At 45.8% G+C, this 15980-nt stretch carries 12 protein-coding genes; 5 read left to right on the top strand and 7 right to left on the bottom strand.

The window, feature by feature from the left end; all coding sequences use genetic code 11:
• The first annotated feature begins 17 nt into the window (after positions 1–17).
• Positions 18–1295, top strand: a complete 1278-nt coding sequence (locus tag AC6R00_RS04490) for a hemolysin family protein (RefSeq protein ID WP_500639462.1) — start codon at positions 18–20, stop codon at positions 1293–1295.
• Between the two features lie 199 nt (positions 1296–1494).
• Here AC6R00_RS04490 and AC6R00_RS04485 read toward each other — a convergent pair whose 3' ends face one another.
• Complete coding sequence (locus tag AC6R00_RS04485; RefSeq protein ID WP_500639461.1) at positions 1495–2763, bottom strand: O-acetylhomoserine aminocarboxypropyltransferase/cysteine synthase family protein; 1269 nt, start codon at positions 2761–2763, stop codon at positions 1495–1497.
• Between the two features lie 232 nt (positions 2764–2995).
• Between AC6R00_RS04485 and AC6R00_RS04480 the strand changes: the two genes are divergently transcribed.
• A complete protein-coding gene (locus tag AC6R00_RS04480) occupies positions 2996–3721 on the top strand; it encodes a DUF3581 domain-containing protein (protein ID WP_500639460.1) in 726 nt (241 codons plus the stop codon).
• A 148-nt stretch (positions 3722–3869) separates the two neighbouring features.
• Positions 3870–4409 carry a hypothetical protein gene (locus AC6R00_RS04475; protein ID WP_500639459.1) on the top strand — a complete coding sequence of 180 codons (540 nt, stop codon included), beginning with the start codon at positions 3870–3872 and terminating at the stop codon, positions 4407–4409.
• A gap of 5 nt (positions 4410–4414) precedes the next feature.
• Here the strand turns inward: AC6R00_RS04475 and AC6R00_RS04470 are convergent, their stop codons facing one another.
• Both AC6R00_RS04470 and AC6R00_RS04465 read right to left on the bottom strand, forming a co-directional pair.
• A complete protein-coding gene (locus tag AC6R00_RS04470) occupies positions 4415–5392 on the bottom strand; it encodes an ion channel (protein WP_004744420.1) in 978 nt (325 codons plus the stop codon).
• A 144-nt stretch (positions 5393–5536) separates the two neighbouring features.
• Positions 5537–6421, bottom strand: coding sequence for a LysR substrate-binding domain-containing protein (locus AC6R00_RS04465; protein ID WP_425666461.1), 885 nt, complete (start codon positions 6419–6421; stop codon positions 5537–5539).
• A 104-nt stretch (positions 6422–6525) separates the two neighbouring features.
• Between AC6R00_RS04465 and AC6R00_RS04460 the strand changes: the two genes are divergently transcribed.
• Together AC6R00_RS04460 and AC6R00_RS04455 are read left to right on the top strand one after the other, a co-directional pair.
• Positions 6526–7776 (top strand): D-amino acid dehydrogenase, encoded by a 1251-nt coding sequence (locus AC6R00_RS04460; protein WP_500639458.1) that lies wholly within the window; start codon positions 6526–6528, stop codon positions 7774–7776.
• 314 nt (positions 7777–8090) lie between these two features.
• On the top strand, positions 8091–9629 hold the full coding sequence (locus AC6R00_RS04455) for an alanine/glycine:cation symporter family protein (protein ID WP_004744423.1): 1539 nt from the start codon (positions 8091–8093) through the stop codon (positions 9627–9629).
• A gap of 161 nt (positions 9630–9790) precedes the next feature.
• Here AC6R00_RS04455 and AC6R00_RS04450 read toward each other — a convergent pair whose 3' ends face one another.
• From AC6R00_RS04450 to guaB, 4 genes are all read right to left on the bottom strand, one after another.
• A complete protein-coding gene (locus AC6R00_RS04450) occupies positions 9791–10387 on the bottom strand; it encodes an acetate uptake transporter (RefSeq protein WP_500639457.1) in 597 nt (198 codons plus the stop codon).
• A gap of 240 nt (positions 10388–10627) precedes the next feature.
• Positions 10628–12304, bottom strand: a complete 1677-nt coding sequence (locus AC6R00_RS04445) for a glycoside hydrolase family 19 protein (protein WP_500639456.1) — start codon at positions 12302–12304, stop codon at positions 10628–10630.
• Positions 12305–12596: 292 nt separating this feature from the next.
• Positions 12597–14150, bottom strand: a complete 1554-nt coding sequence (gene guaA / locus AC6R00_RS04440) for a glutamine-hydrolyzing GMP synthase (RefSeq protein ID WP_500639455.1) — start codon at positions 14148–14150, stop codon at positions 12597–12599.
• A 211-nt stretch (positions 14151–14361) separates the two neighbouring features.
• On the bottom strand, positions 14362–15825 hold the full coding sequence (gene guaB / locus AC6R00_RS04435; RefSeq protein WP_239850989.1) for an IMP dehydrogenase: 1464 nt from the start codon (positions 15823–15825) through the stop codon (positions 14362–14364).
• Positions 15826–15980 lie beyond the last annotated feature (155 nt).

Below are 15980 nucleotides of genomic sequence, written 5' to 3'. Positions count from 1 at the left end.
TATCACTGGAACTCTCAATGGACATACTCATACTGGTGGGGCTTATCACCCTTAATGGCTTGTTTGCCATGTCAGAACTGGCGCTTGTTGCCGCTAAATCGAGTCGTTTAAAAGGCCTAGCTCAGACTCAACCTTCCGCACAGCTCGCTCTTGAGCTAAAGAACAACCCAACCCGCTTTTTATCAACCATTCAAATTGGTATCACGGCTATTGGTATTTTGAGTGGTATTTTTGGTGAAGCGACCCTTTCAGCACCTTTTTCTTTGTGGCTCACACAGCAAGGGCTTGATGCTGAATTGGCTTCTATCGTCGCAACCGCCAGTGTCGTTGTATTAATCACTTATTTTGCGATTGTGGTCGGTGAGTTGGTGCCAAAACGTTTTGCTCAGCGAAATGCAGAGAAGATTGCGGTTATTGTCGCCTACCCGATCCATTGGCTAGCCATTATCACCACCCCTTTTGTGGTTCTGCTGAGTACCTCTACCGATGCGTTACTCAAGCTATTTCGCCAAAACGGCGGCGATAATGACCAAGTCACCGAAGAAGATATTTTTGCTGTGGTCAATGAAGGCTCCGAGTCCGGTGCAATTGAGCCACAAGAACAAGAGATGATCCGTAATATTCTGCACTTGAATGACCGATTCGTGACTTCTTTGATGACGCCGCGTTGCGATATGGATTATCTCGATATTGAGCAGCCCATTGAGTCTTGTTTAAAGCAGATTCGTCAGACTCAGCACTCGGTTTGGCCGGTTTGTCATGGCGGCTTAGACAATATTATCGGGACGATTTCCTCTAAGGTTCTGCTCGACCAATATGAGTCGCTTTCGATTGAAAAGATCGCTCGCTTAGTAAGAAAGCCGCGATACTTCCCCGAGTCAATGAAAGGCTTGCCTTTGCTCAATCAAATGCAGCAAAACAACTGTGAGATGGCGTTTATCGTCGATGAATATGGAGACATTCAAGGACTAGTCACCCACTACGACATTCTTGAGTCAGTCGCAGGAGAACTCGGCTTAGCGCCCCAGCACACATGGGCAAGGCAACATCAAGATGGTAGCTGGTGGATGGATGCACTGATTCCACTCAATGAGCTAAAACGACGTTTAGACATCAGCACATTCGAAGGGGAAGAGAGCGAAGGATTCCAAACCCTAAATGGCTTTCTAACCTGGTTAATCGGCCGAGTCCCTGAAGTAGGTGAAGTGATTGAGTATCAAGAGTGGCAGTTTGAGGTTTTGAAGGTACAAAACAACCGGATATTGCAGGTTAGGGTGGTTCGGATAACTGGATAACTGGATAACTGGATAACTGGATAACTGGATAACTGGATAACTGGATAACTGGATAACTGGATAACTGGATAACTGGATAACTAAAGTTGCTCCACAATGGTAGTGAAGTCAACTTTAGTTTTGTAGCAAGGCTAAGCCCTATCTAGTTTTCCAGAAGCGGAGCGATCCATAGGACGCAGTCCGTTCCCGCCTCTCGCTGTTAAGCATTGAGCGCCTGCTCCAAATCAGCAAGAATATCGTCGATATGCTCAATACCTACAGATAGGCGGATCATCTCTGGTGAGACGCCAGCTTGTTTCTGCTCGGCTTCACTTAACTGACGGTGCGTGGTTGAGGCAGGGTGGCAAGCGAGCGACTTAGCATCACCAATGTTGACCAAACGCTTAAAGATCTGCAGTGCATCATAGAAACGCACACCGGCATCGTAACCGTCTTTAAGACCAAAAGATAAAATCGCTGAAGGTTTACCTTTCATGTATTTTTCTGCAAGTGGGAAAAACTCTGACCTTGGCAGACCTGCGTAGCTCACCCAGCTCACTTTCTCGTGCTGCTGTAAGTACTCGGCTACTTTCATTGCGTTCTCAGTGTGGCGCTCCATGCGCAGAGATAATGTTTCTAGCCCTTGCATTAGCATGAAAGCATTCATCGGTGACAAGGCAGCCCCTGTATTACGCAATGGCACGGTTCGCGCACGACCAATAAAGGCCGCTTCACCAAAGGCTTCTGAGTAAACAACACCATGATATGAAGGCTCAGGCTGATTAAATACAGGGAAGCGATCTTTGTGTTGTGCCCATGGGAACTTACCGGAGTCGATAATGATTCCACCAAGCGTCGTACCATGACCACCAACATACTTGGTCAGTGAGTGTACGACAATATCAGCACCAAACTCGATTGGCTTACAAAGCGCTGGCGTAGCAACGGTATTATCTACAATGACTGGTACACCCTGATCATGAGCAAGCTCTGCTACTCGCTCTAAATCAATGATGTTACCTGCTGGGTTACCGATACTTTCACAATACACAGCCTTGGTGTTTTCATCGATCAGCTCGGCAAGGCTCTCTGGCTTATCATCTTTGGCAAATTTAACATTGATGCCCTGACTTGGCAGCATATGCGCGAACAGAGTATAAGTGCCACCGTAAAGCTGAGGTGTCGAAACAATATTGTCACCTGCTTGGGCCAAAGTCAGGATTGCGTAGTTGATTGCCGCGCTACCCGCACTCACAACAAGACCAGCAATCCCGCCTTCTAAAGCTGCCATGCGTTTTTCCAACACATCATTGGTTGGGTTCATGATGCGCGTATAAATATTGCCCGGAACTTCTAGGTTAAATAGATCGGCGCCATGCTGAGCATTATCAAACTCATAAGCGACCGTTTGATAGATGGGTGTGGCAACAGATTTTGTTGTTGGGTCCGTTTCGTAACCAAAATGAATTGAGAGCGTTTCGTCTTTCATGTGCCTTCCTTGCGTGAGTAACGTGAATTATGTGTATTGTCATATCAGCAATCATCACTAACTTGTTTATTAATTACGCAAATATGTGGATTAATTCACATTCATAGGCACATTATTTTCAATGTCACTTTCGCTACAAAGGTTAAGCTTTGGTCAATATCATCTGGATAGACCATTTAATTGCATAGCTTCATGTATACTGCGCGGCAGTTATAGCCACATGAATAAAAGTATGTTTCTGACACCGTATTTTTCACAAGATAACAATCAGTTCCAGTTCACTCGCCAACAAGCAAGCCACTTTGCTAAGAAGGTCGCGGGTGACTTTAATCCTATCCATGATGAAGACAACAAACGCTTCTGCGTACCTGGCGATCTGCTATTTGCGGTATTGCTAAGCAAAGAAGGCATTAGCCAAAAAATGCGCTTTGACTTCTCTGGCATGGTTAACGATGGAATTTCGCTATCAATTGAGAACAAGTGTGAGAAAGAAAGCGCGTTGGTCGATGAGAACGCGAAAGAATACCTACACATGTCGCGCGAAGGTGAAGTTAGCCGTGATGCTGCATTTATCGAACATGTTGTTACTAGCTATGTTCAGTTCTCTGGCATGAACTTCCCTCACATCATGGTGCCGCTCATGGAAGAAGCGCAAATGATGATTAACTGCCAACGCCCACTAGTGATTTACGAAAGCATGGAAGTGGAGTTTGATCGTCTTGATCTGACTCACCCTGAAGTTGAGTTTGCGGGCGCGACCTTTGACGTAGAAGGCAAACGTGGTGTTGTTACACTAAACTTCAGCTTTAAAGAAGATGGCGAATTGGTTGGCAAAGGCATTAAACGCATGGTGGCAAGCGGCTTGAAACCTTATGACCAAGATGCGGTTGACGATCTTGTCGAGCGTTTTAACGCGCGCAAAGAGTGCTTCTTATCCGAGTTTGCAAACGCCGCTTAATCAGCAAAAATTTCTGCATAAAGGGTTACCCTCGGGTAACCCTTTTTGTTTTCCGCGACACTAAGTTCAAACAATTCAGATGACTCACTAGCCTCGCTCTCCTATCTTAGTTAGCCTCTGCTTTTCTCTTATTTACCAATAAACTAAGATGACGTTACACGCCCAATATTTCGCTTCCATTCTCGATTTTGTCCAATCTGAAAACTCAGACATCTGCGCGCAGCTTTCACACTCGACTTCAGACTGGCAGACAAAAATTGACCTACTTAAACAGCAATTTAATCAACTGCCTCATTTAGCGGGCGATATTGTTTTGGGTTTGTCGCAAGCAGATTCTAATGTGGGTATCGAGGTTGTTATTCTTTATCGCGGTTTGGTGTTTCCAGTCGCCATTGACCTTGTTAACCAAGACTATACTGAAGAGTTAAAAGCTAATATCCACCAGCAAGCGAGGCGACTAAAAGAGTGCCATCTTGAAAGCAAGTCGAAGTTTATAGTCCCAGTGCAGATAGCGACAAACGCTACTCCTCTAGGCGGCGCGATTACCGTCTCTGAAGATTTAGTTGCTGACACCATGTGCGACACAGGCGAGCACCTTGCCGCTTTAATTGAGCACTTTTCTAACCAGTACAAAGACGACCAAATAATCCTCTCTGACTGGCTAGATATTGACTACAAAGCAAAGTAGTTGGTTTAACGAGTCATTTTCTTAACAAACACCACCACAAACAACGCCATGGTAAAGCTGCCTAAGAAGGCTTCACAGGCAGCGATAAACCTCGCGACCCCGACGGGCGATATATCTCCATAGCCTAAAGTGGTAAAGGTCACGACGCTGAAATAGAGCGAATTGAAAAACTCTAAAGCGTAAAACTTCCACCCCGTGACCCCTTCATAAATAGGATGTGCTCCGGTCGTGTCTAACAAGAAATAAGCCAACGCACAAACCAGTATTAAGAAGATAGAAAAGCCGACGACTCGCACAGGATCTTCACCATATCCACAAAAGACGTCCACCAACTTGGAAATCATTCTTTTCAAACTGAACAATGGCATTTGATAGCGCCGATATCGCATTTCGCGCTTAAAGAAGTCACCAGCCATTTCAAATAGCCCCTGCTTCTCACACTGCTTGCGAATGTTACGGCACACCTCTTCGGCTTCCTGACACAGCATGACAGACTTCTTTCGGTCCCTCTGCTTTAACGCTTTCTTCGCTTCAAGTTCTTGCTTTAAACAACCACCCCATTCGATGTTTTCTAACTTGGCTCGAGAAAGCTCTGCTCCAAGTAAGTTGCAATTGTCTAACTTGGCACAATGTAAATTCGCGCCAATAAGCTTGGCTTTCATCAAAGATGAACCACGTAAATCTAAGCCAAAAAAGTGAGCATCAGTTAAGTTTGCTCGATAAAAATCAACATCTCGACATAGATAACCTTCTTTACAGCCTCGGTTTACTAAATCTATGTCTTCGAGGTTTGTTTTTGCCAACTGAAATCCGTCTAAAGGTTTACCCGCTGCGGCCCATTCTTCAACCTGGTCTTTTATATCATCTTTGCTTTTATCGACTTTTGGGTCATGCCAGTAACACAAGCCTGACTCCCCACACGGTTGATCGCAGCACCAGCCATCAGGATTTTGATAGCTGCATTTGCCTTGGTGAGATTCCATATGCGCTGCCCCTAACATTATCTATCTCGGCAGAAGCCAACATAGACACATTACTAAGTGTAGTGGGTGCATATGGTCGCGCCATTGTTATTTACAATTTAATTAATAACGCTTAGGCTTAATGACTGACTTTACGTAAGAAATTTAGTTGACCTGCTCTCTCAACCATTGTTTGAACAATCGAGTGTAGGGATCATCGATATGAGTAAGAACAAAATAGCCCGCATTGGCTTCGATGGCAGCAAAAGGCGCAACCAACTTCCCCTGTTCAATCTCATCGCCTAATAGCGCAACCCTTGCTAGCGCTATCCCTACTCCGGCCTCTGCTGCTGACATCGCCATGTCGGTACGATTAAAAAAATGGCCGCGATTGGTTTCAAAATCTAGCTGCTGCTGAGACGCCCAATAGAGCCATTCATAATCTTTCGGCGCACCATGCCAAGGCATCACATCATGTAATAGTGTCACTTGTTGCCACTCGGTGTTTCCCTCCGTTAGCTGCGGATGTGAGCGCAAGTAGTCACGGCTCATGACCGGGATCAGCGACTCCTCCATCAACAGCTCGGCATCTGAGTGCTTGTAAGGGAGCGGCCCGTAATCAATCGCAATATCGAAGTTGCGCTTGTCACTGTCGACTAGCGCCCCTTCTGCAAAGGTATGAATTTGAATGTCTGGATACTGTTTGTGGAAGTTTTCTAGTCTTGGCACCAGCCATTTAAAGGCAAAAGAAGGCGTTAGTTTGAGGCGGATCTGTTTGCGCTCTGAAACCTGCGTCAGCTGAAAAACATTTTCTTCAATCGAAGCCAGATGATGGCTAGTCGCATCAACCAATTTCGCACCCTGCTCTGTTAAACGGATTCCACGAGCATGACGTTCAAATACACTAAACCCTAACCGTTGTTCAATTTGCTGAAGTTGTTGGCTGACAGCTCCGAGCGTAAGGTTCAGCTCTTTAGCAGCGCTTGTTAGGCTCTGATGGCGAGCAACAATGCAGATTAAGTTCACCCCATGCAGCAAGGTCGATTTCATATTAAGCCTTTAGAAAAACTAAAACCTAATATCAATTCTTATCGATTGTTAAGCGGATGTAAATTATTCATCCTTAGCAAAATTTCAAACTGTGAGTAGCGTTCGTGAAGGTTATTGTTTTAGGGAGTGGGGTCATCGGATTAACCAGTGCTTGGTACTTAAATCAAGCTGGATTCGATGTCACTGTGATAGACAGACAAGCTAAAGCGGGAGAAGAAACCAGCTTTGCCAATGCAGGCCAAATCTCATATGGTTACTCTTCACCTTGGGCAGCGCCCGGTATTCCAACTAAAGCTATTAAGTGGCTATTTGAACAACATGCCCCGCTGAAAATTAAACCCTCCCTCAACCCTGATTTGCTCCATTGGGCGAGCCAAATGCTCGGCAATTGCCAGTTGGATAAGTACCGTGTTAACAAATCTCGTATGCTTACCATCGCCAATCGTAGCCGTGAGTGTTTAGCCGCATTAAACCAACAGTTTGAGCTCGATTACCAAGGACGTACTCAAGGCACGCTGCAAATATTCCGCACTTCTACCCAGCTTAAAGCCGTAGAAAAAGATATGGCGCTGCTCGAAGAGAGTGGAACCCAATTCAAATTACTCGATGCCAAGCAATGCCTCAATCAAGAACCTGGGCTGGCTAATATGCAAGGTGAATTGGTTGGCGGGCTTTACCTGCCCGATGACGAAACCGGAGATTGCTATCTGTTTTGCCAACAGCTGCATAAGATGGCAGAGCAAGCCGGAGTTGAGTTTATGTTTAACACCGATGTTGAGGCTCTACTAACGGAAGGCACTAAGGTGGTGGGTGTTAAAACCTCTCTAGGGACGTTAAGTGCCGATCACTTTGTGGTCGCATTAGGCAGTTACTCGAAAGCTCTACTTAACCCGATCGGTCTCGATATTCCGGTTTATCCGGTTAAGGGCTACTCATTGACCCTGCCAGTGACTAACGAGCAGCAAGCCCCTTCGTCCACCATTATGGATGAAACCTACAAAGTGGCACTCACCCGCTTTGACCAAAGGATCCGTGTCGCAGGCACTGCAGAGTTGGCAGGGTTTGATCCTGCCTTACCCGATAAGCGCCTCGCAACACTGAACCACGTCGTCAGTAACTTGTTCCCACAAGGTGTTGATTTCTCTCAGGCTGAGTACTGGACAGGGTTTCGCCCCATGACACCTGATGGAACGCCAATCATAGGCCAAACAAAGTTCAGTAATTTGTTCACCAACACAGGGCATGGAACATTAGGCTGGACGATGGCGTGTGGTTCAGCCGATATCTTAGTGGAGTTGATGGCATCAAACGGTCAGAAGCCTCTTTCAGAGCTCAGTATGGAGAGGTATGCCTAAAAGCTAAGCTAGACCACACTTTTTACATCAACACAATTAACTCATTTACGTTCTATTAACAAAATATATAGCAACGTATCTGGGTTATTTGTCGTACGTATAAACCACCACCAAACCTCCCCATTCGACCATATAGCGTTCCAATTGAAGCCCAGTAAGTAATCAATCGCTACTATTTAACAATTTTTTAGCACTTTGTGTTTTGGGTCACGCTAATTAACACTAACAAATAAATAAATTAACAATTACATTACAGAAAGGGTAATATCCTGTTCAGAAAACAACCACTACAAAACAAAACAGGGAAAATACTTATGCAGTCATTAGTTGATTTTCTGAATGGAATTATCTGGAGCCCGGTATTGATTTACCTTTGCCTTGGCGCTGGTTTGTTCTATTCGATCATGACTCGATTTGTTCAAGTTCGTCACTTTAGCGAAATGTGGCGCTTACTACTTTCAGGGAAAAGTTCTACTAAGGGTATCTCATCATTCCAAGCACTAGCGGTTTCGCTGTCTGGTCGTGTGGGTACAGGTAACATTGCAGGTGTTGCGGCGGCTATCGGTTTTGGTGGTCCTGGCGCAGTATTCTGGATGTGGGTTGTTGCCTTCTTTGGCGCAGCGACAGCATATGCAGAGTCAACACTGGCACAGATCTACAAGGAAGAAGACGAAGGTCAATTCCGTGGTGGTCCGGCTTACTACATTGAAAAAGCAATGGGTCAAACTTGGTACGCATGGATCTTCGCAATCGCGACTATCTTTGCTTGTGGTTTCCTACTACCTGGCGTTCAGTCAAACAGTATCGGTAATGCGGTTGAAGCAGCATTCGGTTCTGGTGAAATGATTGAAACAGCTATCGGTACATTCAGCTTTGCGAAAATCTTCACGGGTACGCTGATTTCAGTCATCCTAGCGTTTATCATCTTCGGTGGCGTTAAACGTATTGCTAACTTCACGCAGATTGTTGTTCCTTTCATGGCGCTTGCGTACATCGTGACGGCGTTCATCATCATCCTTCTCAACATCGGCGAAGTACCACGCGTATTCTCTATGATCATTGGCGATGCATTCACACCTATGGCGGGTGTTGGTGCTGCTATCGGTTGGGGTGTTAAACGTGGTGTTTACTCAAACGAAGCAGGCCAAGGTACGGGTCCTCACGCAGCGGCAGCAGCGAGCGTTGACCACCCTGCGCAACAAGGTCTAGTACAGTCGTTCTCTATCTACATCGATACACTACTAGTATGTTCTGCAACTGCATTTATGATCATCATCACTGGTGCATACAACGTTCATGGCGCTGAAGGCTTCCTAGTACAGAACGTTGCTGCTGATATTGCTGCAAACGGCCCTGTATTCACTCAGATGGCGATTGAAAGTGCACTACCAGGCATTGGTAAGCCATTCATCGCAATCGCACTGTTCTTCTTCGCGTTTACTACGATTCTTGCTTACTACTACATCGCAGAAACTAACGTGGCTTACATCCGTCGCCACATCAAAGTTAATGGCCTGATGTTCCTACTAAAAGTGGCACTAATCGCTGTCGTGTTCTACGGTACAGTTAAGACAGCAAACCTTGCATGGGCAATGGGTGACGTAGGTGTAGGTCTAATGGCGTGGCTAAACATCGTTGGTATCCTAATCATCTTCTTCATGTCTAAGCCTGCTTTGAAAGCTCTGAATGATTATGAAGAGCAACAAAAACAAGGTGTTACAGAGTACACGTTCAATCCAGTAAAACTAGGCATCAAAGGTGCTGACTACTGGGAAGACAAGTACCGCCGTAAGACAGGCAAAGAGCCTTCGGCTGAAACTGAGTCTAAACCGGTTGAACAACCTTCAACCTAATAGCGACACGCTATAAAAAATAAGAAAATGCAGTGGTAAAAAAAAGGGGTTAGCCAATGGCTAACCCCTTTCATCTTATCGTTCCCAAAAATTTACTAAGTTAGATAACTTAGGTTTAGTCAATGTTGCTTCAGGCACACCATCAACCAAATTCTTTTTAATTATGCAGCTACCTGTTCTAGCGGCATTTCTTGGACTGGCTTCTTCTCACCAATTGGCAGAATAGTGCGACCGTATTCGTTGTTTAGTACTTGTGCCATAGCGAAGTAAATCGCACTCGCGCCACAGAAGATACCTTCAAAGCCAGCAATAGCGCCGATAAGCTGACTTCCAGTGAAATCACGTGCTGCCAGTAAGAAGAACAGGATTGTTAGTGAGCCAAATACCACTTGCTTTGCTACTGGGTAGCATAGTGAGCCAATAAACATAAAGCCTGTGAAAATGCCCCATAGCGCTAGGTACCAACCCATAAAGCTTGCTGGGCTTGCTGGTAGCCCCATGTAAGGCATAACCAGAATTCCAACTAGTGTTAGCCAGAACAGGCCGTAAGAAGTAAACGCCGTAGTACCAAAAGTATCACCACGTTTGAAACACATCATGCCGACAAAAACTTGGCTCAGACCACCATAGAAAATACCCATTGCTAGGATCATTGAATCAATAGGGAAGAAACCTGCATTGTGGATGTTTAGCAGGATGGTTGTCATACCGAAACCCATTAGGCCCAGTGGAGCCGGGTTTGCCAGTTTTGTTGACATTTTGCGCACCTTTAAAAAAAGTTAATAAAATTTACGCGCAAATTTTAGTGACGTTCAATAAAAAAGATAGTGTTCGGAATCGCAATCTAAGGTTGCGCAAATCATTAAGTTAGAACTTTGACCGTATTTGAGCCGATAAGGGATGTAAAACACGTGAAATCCGTACAACATCGAGCAATAAAAAATAGGCCCTGAAATAAATTCAGGGCCTATTCAATCGATTTAGCTTGTTTTAAAGACTTACTGGCAAGAAATTTCGTCCCAGAACCAGTTTGCTTGAGTTGGTGTATCCCACGTTCCTGGACCATTTTTAGCAATAAAGCACTTGCCGTTGTAGGTCACTTTATCGCCATTCGCGACCTGAGAAACACCCGGTTGCCACTGAATAAACGTATTTGGATCCGGTGTTGGGTCTGGAGTTGGTGTCGGTTCCTGATCAGGCGTTGGGGTTGGGTCTGGAGTAGGATCAGGCGTCGGCTCTGGTGTACCAGCCACTAGCTCCCATGGGCCACCTAAGCTTGGATCATCACCTTGCGTCCACCATTTCGCTTTATAAGTTGCCCCATTGAATGTCACTTGATCGCCCGTGTTATATACCTTAGTGGCGCTCCAGCCTGTTCCATTGTCTGGATTAGGATCGACGGGGTCTAACTTGTCGACAACTCGGACTTCAGGCCAGCTAGCGTGTGAGCCGTAGAGGTTGGTTACACACTTCTCGTAGTCACCCGGAACCAGCGCTGAATACGCAGTCTGGAAGCCCACCAGTTCACACTCAAACGAGTACCCACCCGGTCTGTCTGCATAGTATTTCCAGTTACCATCCCAGTTGGTGTAAAGCACATCCGTTGCGCCATTAAGATTCAGGCTGCCGTAAGGCGTTTGCTGCCAGCAAGTGTTCTTTTCATCGGCTTCAATAGGAATCTGATAGTGCGCCGACAAACCTTCCCAATAGCGGATACGGTTAACTGGCTGACCTTTGTCTCTGTTTTGCTCACCACACTCAATGCCACCGTTAATAATGTTGATAGTGGTACCAAAACCGTAACCAATACCAGCGTCAATTTCGCGCTGAGAAGGCGTCCATGTTTTGTCAATGACATGCAGCATAGCTGGCTTAGGTGCTTGTGGTGTCAAAAAGAACCAAATCGCAGAAGCTAGGTTTAACCAAGAGTCGGCAACTAAGCCAGGATTGTTAAGCAATACTGACGCGTCACCGTCAAACATGACTTCAGAGAATGCACCATAGTTGAAATGATAAGAAAGCTGTTTAGCCCCGCGGCCAAAATAGCCCTGCCCTGTAGCACACGGCCATTTTTTGTTTTGCCAATCGTTTTGACCACACCCGGTTGTGTAGCCTTCCTGACCTTCAGACCAGCCCATTTCACGCACATGTACTAGGGCTTGTTGCCACTCTTCCAACGCTAACGGGTTATCAGAGGTATTATCTTTAGCGATGTGGCCACCTGTTTCTTGCGCAAAGTGGGCAAAAGCGGTCACGATCGAACGTTTACAGATGGCATCAGAATCACGTCCATCCGTGTACTCTGCACAAAATGCCGGGAACTTACCAATTGCGCGCAAGAAACGCGTGTAGGTGTATTCCGGCGCGGCCATGTGGGTCAGAAAATCCCATTCCGCTCGTGGAAAGACACGTTCAGCCCTTTTTACGTTATCTGGGTTGGTTGCTAACCCAGAATCAATCGCTTCAACAACCGAGTTGGGTGCAGTACGCAGCGCTTGAGACCAGATTTGGTACATTGGATCCGCCGTCTTTTGACTCTCTGCTGCTTGGATATCAGCACGTGAAACGACATAGCCAGTAGGGTTTTGAGGATCGGGTTGGATGTTCATCGTCGCCCAAGAGGTAGGTGCCGCAGATAGCATGACCATTGCAGCGAGATAGCTTGTTTTCTTCATCAGACAAGTCCTTATGTGTATTTCTGATGAAAAGACTAGAAAACTCGAGCACTAACTTCACGGCTAGTGTGATGTGGCAAGGTCAACTTGCGAGTGACTCTTAAGTTGCAACGGAATTTGAAACTATAGGTTTAGTAAAAAGTGTCTAGTGGGTTCAAAAACCGAAAATACTAAAACTGCCCACCTAAATAGTGTGATCATTCGGTAAAACAAAAAAAAGCCACACTTTAAATCTTCCAAAATAAAAAAAGCCAGTCTGATGACTGGCTTAGCTTATCTATTCAAACAGGGGTTATTCCCATTCGATTGTCGCTGGTGGCTTACCTGAGATGTCGTAAACCACGCGAGAAATACCGTCAACTTCGTTGATGATGCGGTTAGATACCTTACCTAGGAAGTCGTACGGTAGGTGTGCCCAATGCGCAGTCATGAAATCGATGGTTTCTACTGCACGTAGAGAAACAACCCAGTCATACTTACGACCATCGCCCATTACACCTACAGAACGTACAGGTAGGAATACAGTGAACGCTTGAGATACTTTGTTGTATAGGTCAGCAGCGTGCAGCTCTTCAATGAAGATAGCGTCAGCACGGCGTAGCAAATCACAGTACTCTTTCTTGATTTCACCAAGAACACGAACACCTAGACCAGGACCTGGGAATGGGTGGCGGTAAAGCATGTTGTAAGGCAGACCAAGCTCTAGACCAATCTTACGTACTTCATCTTTGAACAGCTCACGTAGTGGCTCAACAAGACCCATCTCCATATCGTCTGGCAGACCGCCAACGTTATGGTGAGATTTGATTACGTGTGCTTTGCCTGTCTTAGATGCCGCTGATTCGATAACATCTGGGTAGATAGTACCTTGAGCTAGCCATTTAGCATTTTTCAGCTTCTTCGACTCTTCATCGAATACGTCTACGAATACGTGACCGATTGTCTTACGCTTCTCTTCTGGATCAGACTTACCTTCAAGAGCCGCAAGGAAGCGATCTTCCGCATCAACTTTAATGATGTTTAGGCCGAACTTGTCGCCAAACATATCCATTACTTGTTGGCCTTCGTTTAGGCGAAGTAGACCGTTATCAACAAATACACATGTTAGTTTGTCGCCAATTGCACGGTGAACCAGCATCGCAACAACTGATGAGTCAACACCACCAGAAAGGCCTAGGATAACTTCGTCATCACCCACTTGCTCTTTAATACGTGCTACCGCATCTTCGATGATAGATTCTGAAGTCCAAAGACGCTCACAGCCGCATACGCCAAGAACAAAGTTCTCTAGCATTTGTAAGCCATTTTTGGTGTGCGTTACTTCTGGGTGGAACTGAACGCCAAAGTATTTTTTCTCTTCGTTCGCCATCGCAGCGTAAGGACAGGTGTCTGTCTCACCGACTTTCACGAAACCTTCAGGGATCTCGACCACTTTGTCGCCGTGGCTCATCCATACATCTTGAGAAGCTTCAAGATCTTTAAAGATTGATGATTCGCCAGAAACTTGTACTGCAGCGTAACCGAATTCACGCTCATCAGAAGTTGAAACTTTACCACCTAGCTGCTCTGCCATCGTCTGCATGCCGTAACATACACCAAGCACAGGAACACCTGAGTCAAATACATATAGAGGAGCGCGAGGAGAGTTGTCCTCGGTAACACTTTCAGGGCCACCAGATAGGATGATGCCATCTGGGTTGAATTCACGAATATCCGCTTCTTCTACATCCCAGCTCCAAAGTTCACAGTAAACGCCGATTTCACGTACGCGGCGCGCGACAAGTTGAGTGTACTGAGAACCGAAGTCCAAGATCAGAATACGTTGGTCATGGATATTTTTAGTCATTTTGAGCAGTCTTATAAGCTAGGTTATTAAAACGGAGGCGAGTTTACTCGCCTCTTATTAATGCTTCAAGGAAAAAAGCAAACGTTTCCGTCAAATATATAGGTTTTATTTTTACGACGATATTTCGTTTGAGAGCCAAGAGAAAGCGCGCAGTTTATAAGTATAAATGAGCACTTTCGATGCAGCTACCGAACGAAATAGCCAGTAAAAATTAACCTAGACGGTAGTTTGGTGCTTCCTTCGTGATCTGAACGTCGTGTACATGAGACTCTTTCATGCCAGCGCCTGAAATACGTACAAATTCAGCTTTAGTACGCATATCTTCAACCGTTGCACTGCCTGTAAGACCCATGCTTGAACGTAGACCACCCATCTGTTGGTGAACGATCTCTTTTAGGCGGCCTTTGTATGCGATACGACCTTCGATACCTTCTGGTACTAGCTTGTCTGCTGCGTTATCTGACTGGAAGTAACGGTCAGAAGAGCCTTGAGACATAGCGCCTAGTGAACCCATACCACGGTAAGCTTTGTATGAACGACCGTTGTATAGAATCACTTCACCCGGAGCTTCTTCAGTACCCGCAAACATTGAACCAACCATCACACAAGATGCGCCAGCAACGATTGCTTTACAGATATCACCTGAGAAACGAATACCGCCGTCAGCAATAACAGGAATGCCGTACTCGCCAGCAACTTCTGCTGCGTCTGCAATAGCAGTAACTTGAGGTACACCAACACCAGTAACGATACGAGTTGTACAGATAGAACCAGGGCCAATCCCCACTTTCACTGCGCTTACGCCAGCTTCGATCAGAGCCTTCGCACCTGCACCTGTTGCTACGTTACCGCCAATGATGTCTAGATCTGGGTATGCCGCGCGAGTTTCGCGAATACGGTTTAGAACACCTTCAGAGTGACCGTGTGAAGAGTCGATAAGTAGAACGTCAACGCCTGCTTCAACTAGAGCTTTTACGCGCTCTTCGTTACCCGCGCCCGCACCAACGGCTGCACCTACACGTAGGCGACCTTGCTCGTCTTTACATGCGTTTGGTTTACGCTCTGCTTTATGGAAGTCTTTTGCGGTGATCATACCGGTTAGTTGGAACTCATCATTCACAACCAGTACTTTCTCTACGCGCGCTTCGTGCATTTTCTCTTGAACTTCTTCGCGAGTCGCACCTTCTTTAACAGCCGCTAGACGCTCTTTAGGCGTCATCACAACTTCTACTTTCTTAGAAAGATCCGTTACGAAACGAACGTCACGACCAGTGATGATACCAACAAGTTCATTGTTTTCAGTAACTACAGGGAAACCTGCAAAACCATGCTTTTCAGTAAGAGCAACCACATCAGCAATTGATGCATCAGGGCTAACTGTCACAGGGTGAGAAACCACACCTGCTTCGTAAATCTTAACCTGATGAACCATTTCTGCTTGCTGCTCAATCGACATGTTCTTGTGGATAAAGCCAATGCCACCCTCTTGCGCTAGTGCAATTGCTAGGCGCGCTTCAGTAACGGTGTCCATAGACGCCGAAATCATTGGGATGTTTAGGGTGATGTTCTTAGTTAGCTGAGTGCGAAGATCAGCTGTGTTTGGGAGAACAGTGGAGTGTGCTGGCACAAGTAGTACGTCATCGAATGTCAGCGCTTCTTTGGCAATTCTTAGCATTTGCAATATCTCACAATTAGAGGAGTAAAAAGAACAATCCAATCTCATCGTTTCGCATAATGAGGGCAGTAAGCGGAGATGCTTGGCTGCATTTGGATTAGATATTGCGGACGGATTATACGGCTAACGCAATCGCTTGACCACAAATTTTTTAA

Source organism: Vibrio sp. R10-SF1-ISO8 (genome assembly GCF_059833805.1).
The sequence above is the reverse complement of the archived record's forward strand: the minus strand, read 5'-3'. Positions and strand labels throughout refer to the sequence as shown.

Bases quoted from the DNA above. Each gene is read 5' to 3' on its own strand.
- AC6R00_RS04490 (WP_500639462.1), top strand. From the start codon at position 18: ATGGACATACTCATACTGGTGGGGCTTATCACCCTTAATGGCTTGTTT.
- AC6R00_RS04485 (WP_500639461.1), bottom strand. From the start codon at position 2,763: ATGAAAGACGAAACGCTCTCAATTCATTTTGGTTACGAAACGGACCCA.
- AC6R00_RS04480 (WP_500639460.1), top strand. From the start codon at position 2,996: ATGTTTCTGACACCGTATTTTTCACAAGATAACAATCAGTTCCAGTTC.
- AC6R00_RS04475 (WP_500639459.1), top strand. From the start codon at position 3,870: ATGACGTTACACGCCCAATATTTCGCTTCCATTCTCGATTTTGTCCAA.
- AC6R00_RS04470 (WP_004744420.1), bottom strand. From the start codon at position 5,392: ATGGAATCTCACCAAGGCAAATGCAGCTATCAAAATCCTGATGGCTGG.
- AC6R00_RS04465 (WP_425666461.1), bottom strand. From the start codon at position 6,421: ATGAAATCGACCTTGCTGCATGGGGTGAACTTAATCTGCATTGTTGCT.
- AC6R00_RS04455 (WP_004744423.1), top strand. From the start codon at position 8,091: ATGCAGTCATTAGTTGATTTTCTGAATGGAATTATCTGGAGCCCGGTA.
- AC6R00_RS04450 (WP_500639457.1), bottom strand. From the start codon at position 10,387: ATGTCAACAAAACTGGCAAACCCGGCTCCACTGGGCCTAATGGGTTTC.
- AC6R00_RS04445 (WP_500639456.1), bottom strand. From the start codon at position 12,304: ATGAAGAAAACAAGCTATCTCGCTGCAATGGTCATGCTATCTGCGGCA.
- guaA (WP_500639455.1), bottom strand. From the start codon at position 14,150: ATGACTAAAAATATCCATGACCAACGTATTCTGATCTTGGACTTCGGT.
- guaB (WP_239850989.1), bottom strand. From the start codon at position 15,825: ATGCTAAGAATTGCCAAAGAAGCGCTGACATTCGATGACGTACTACTT.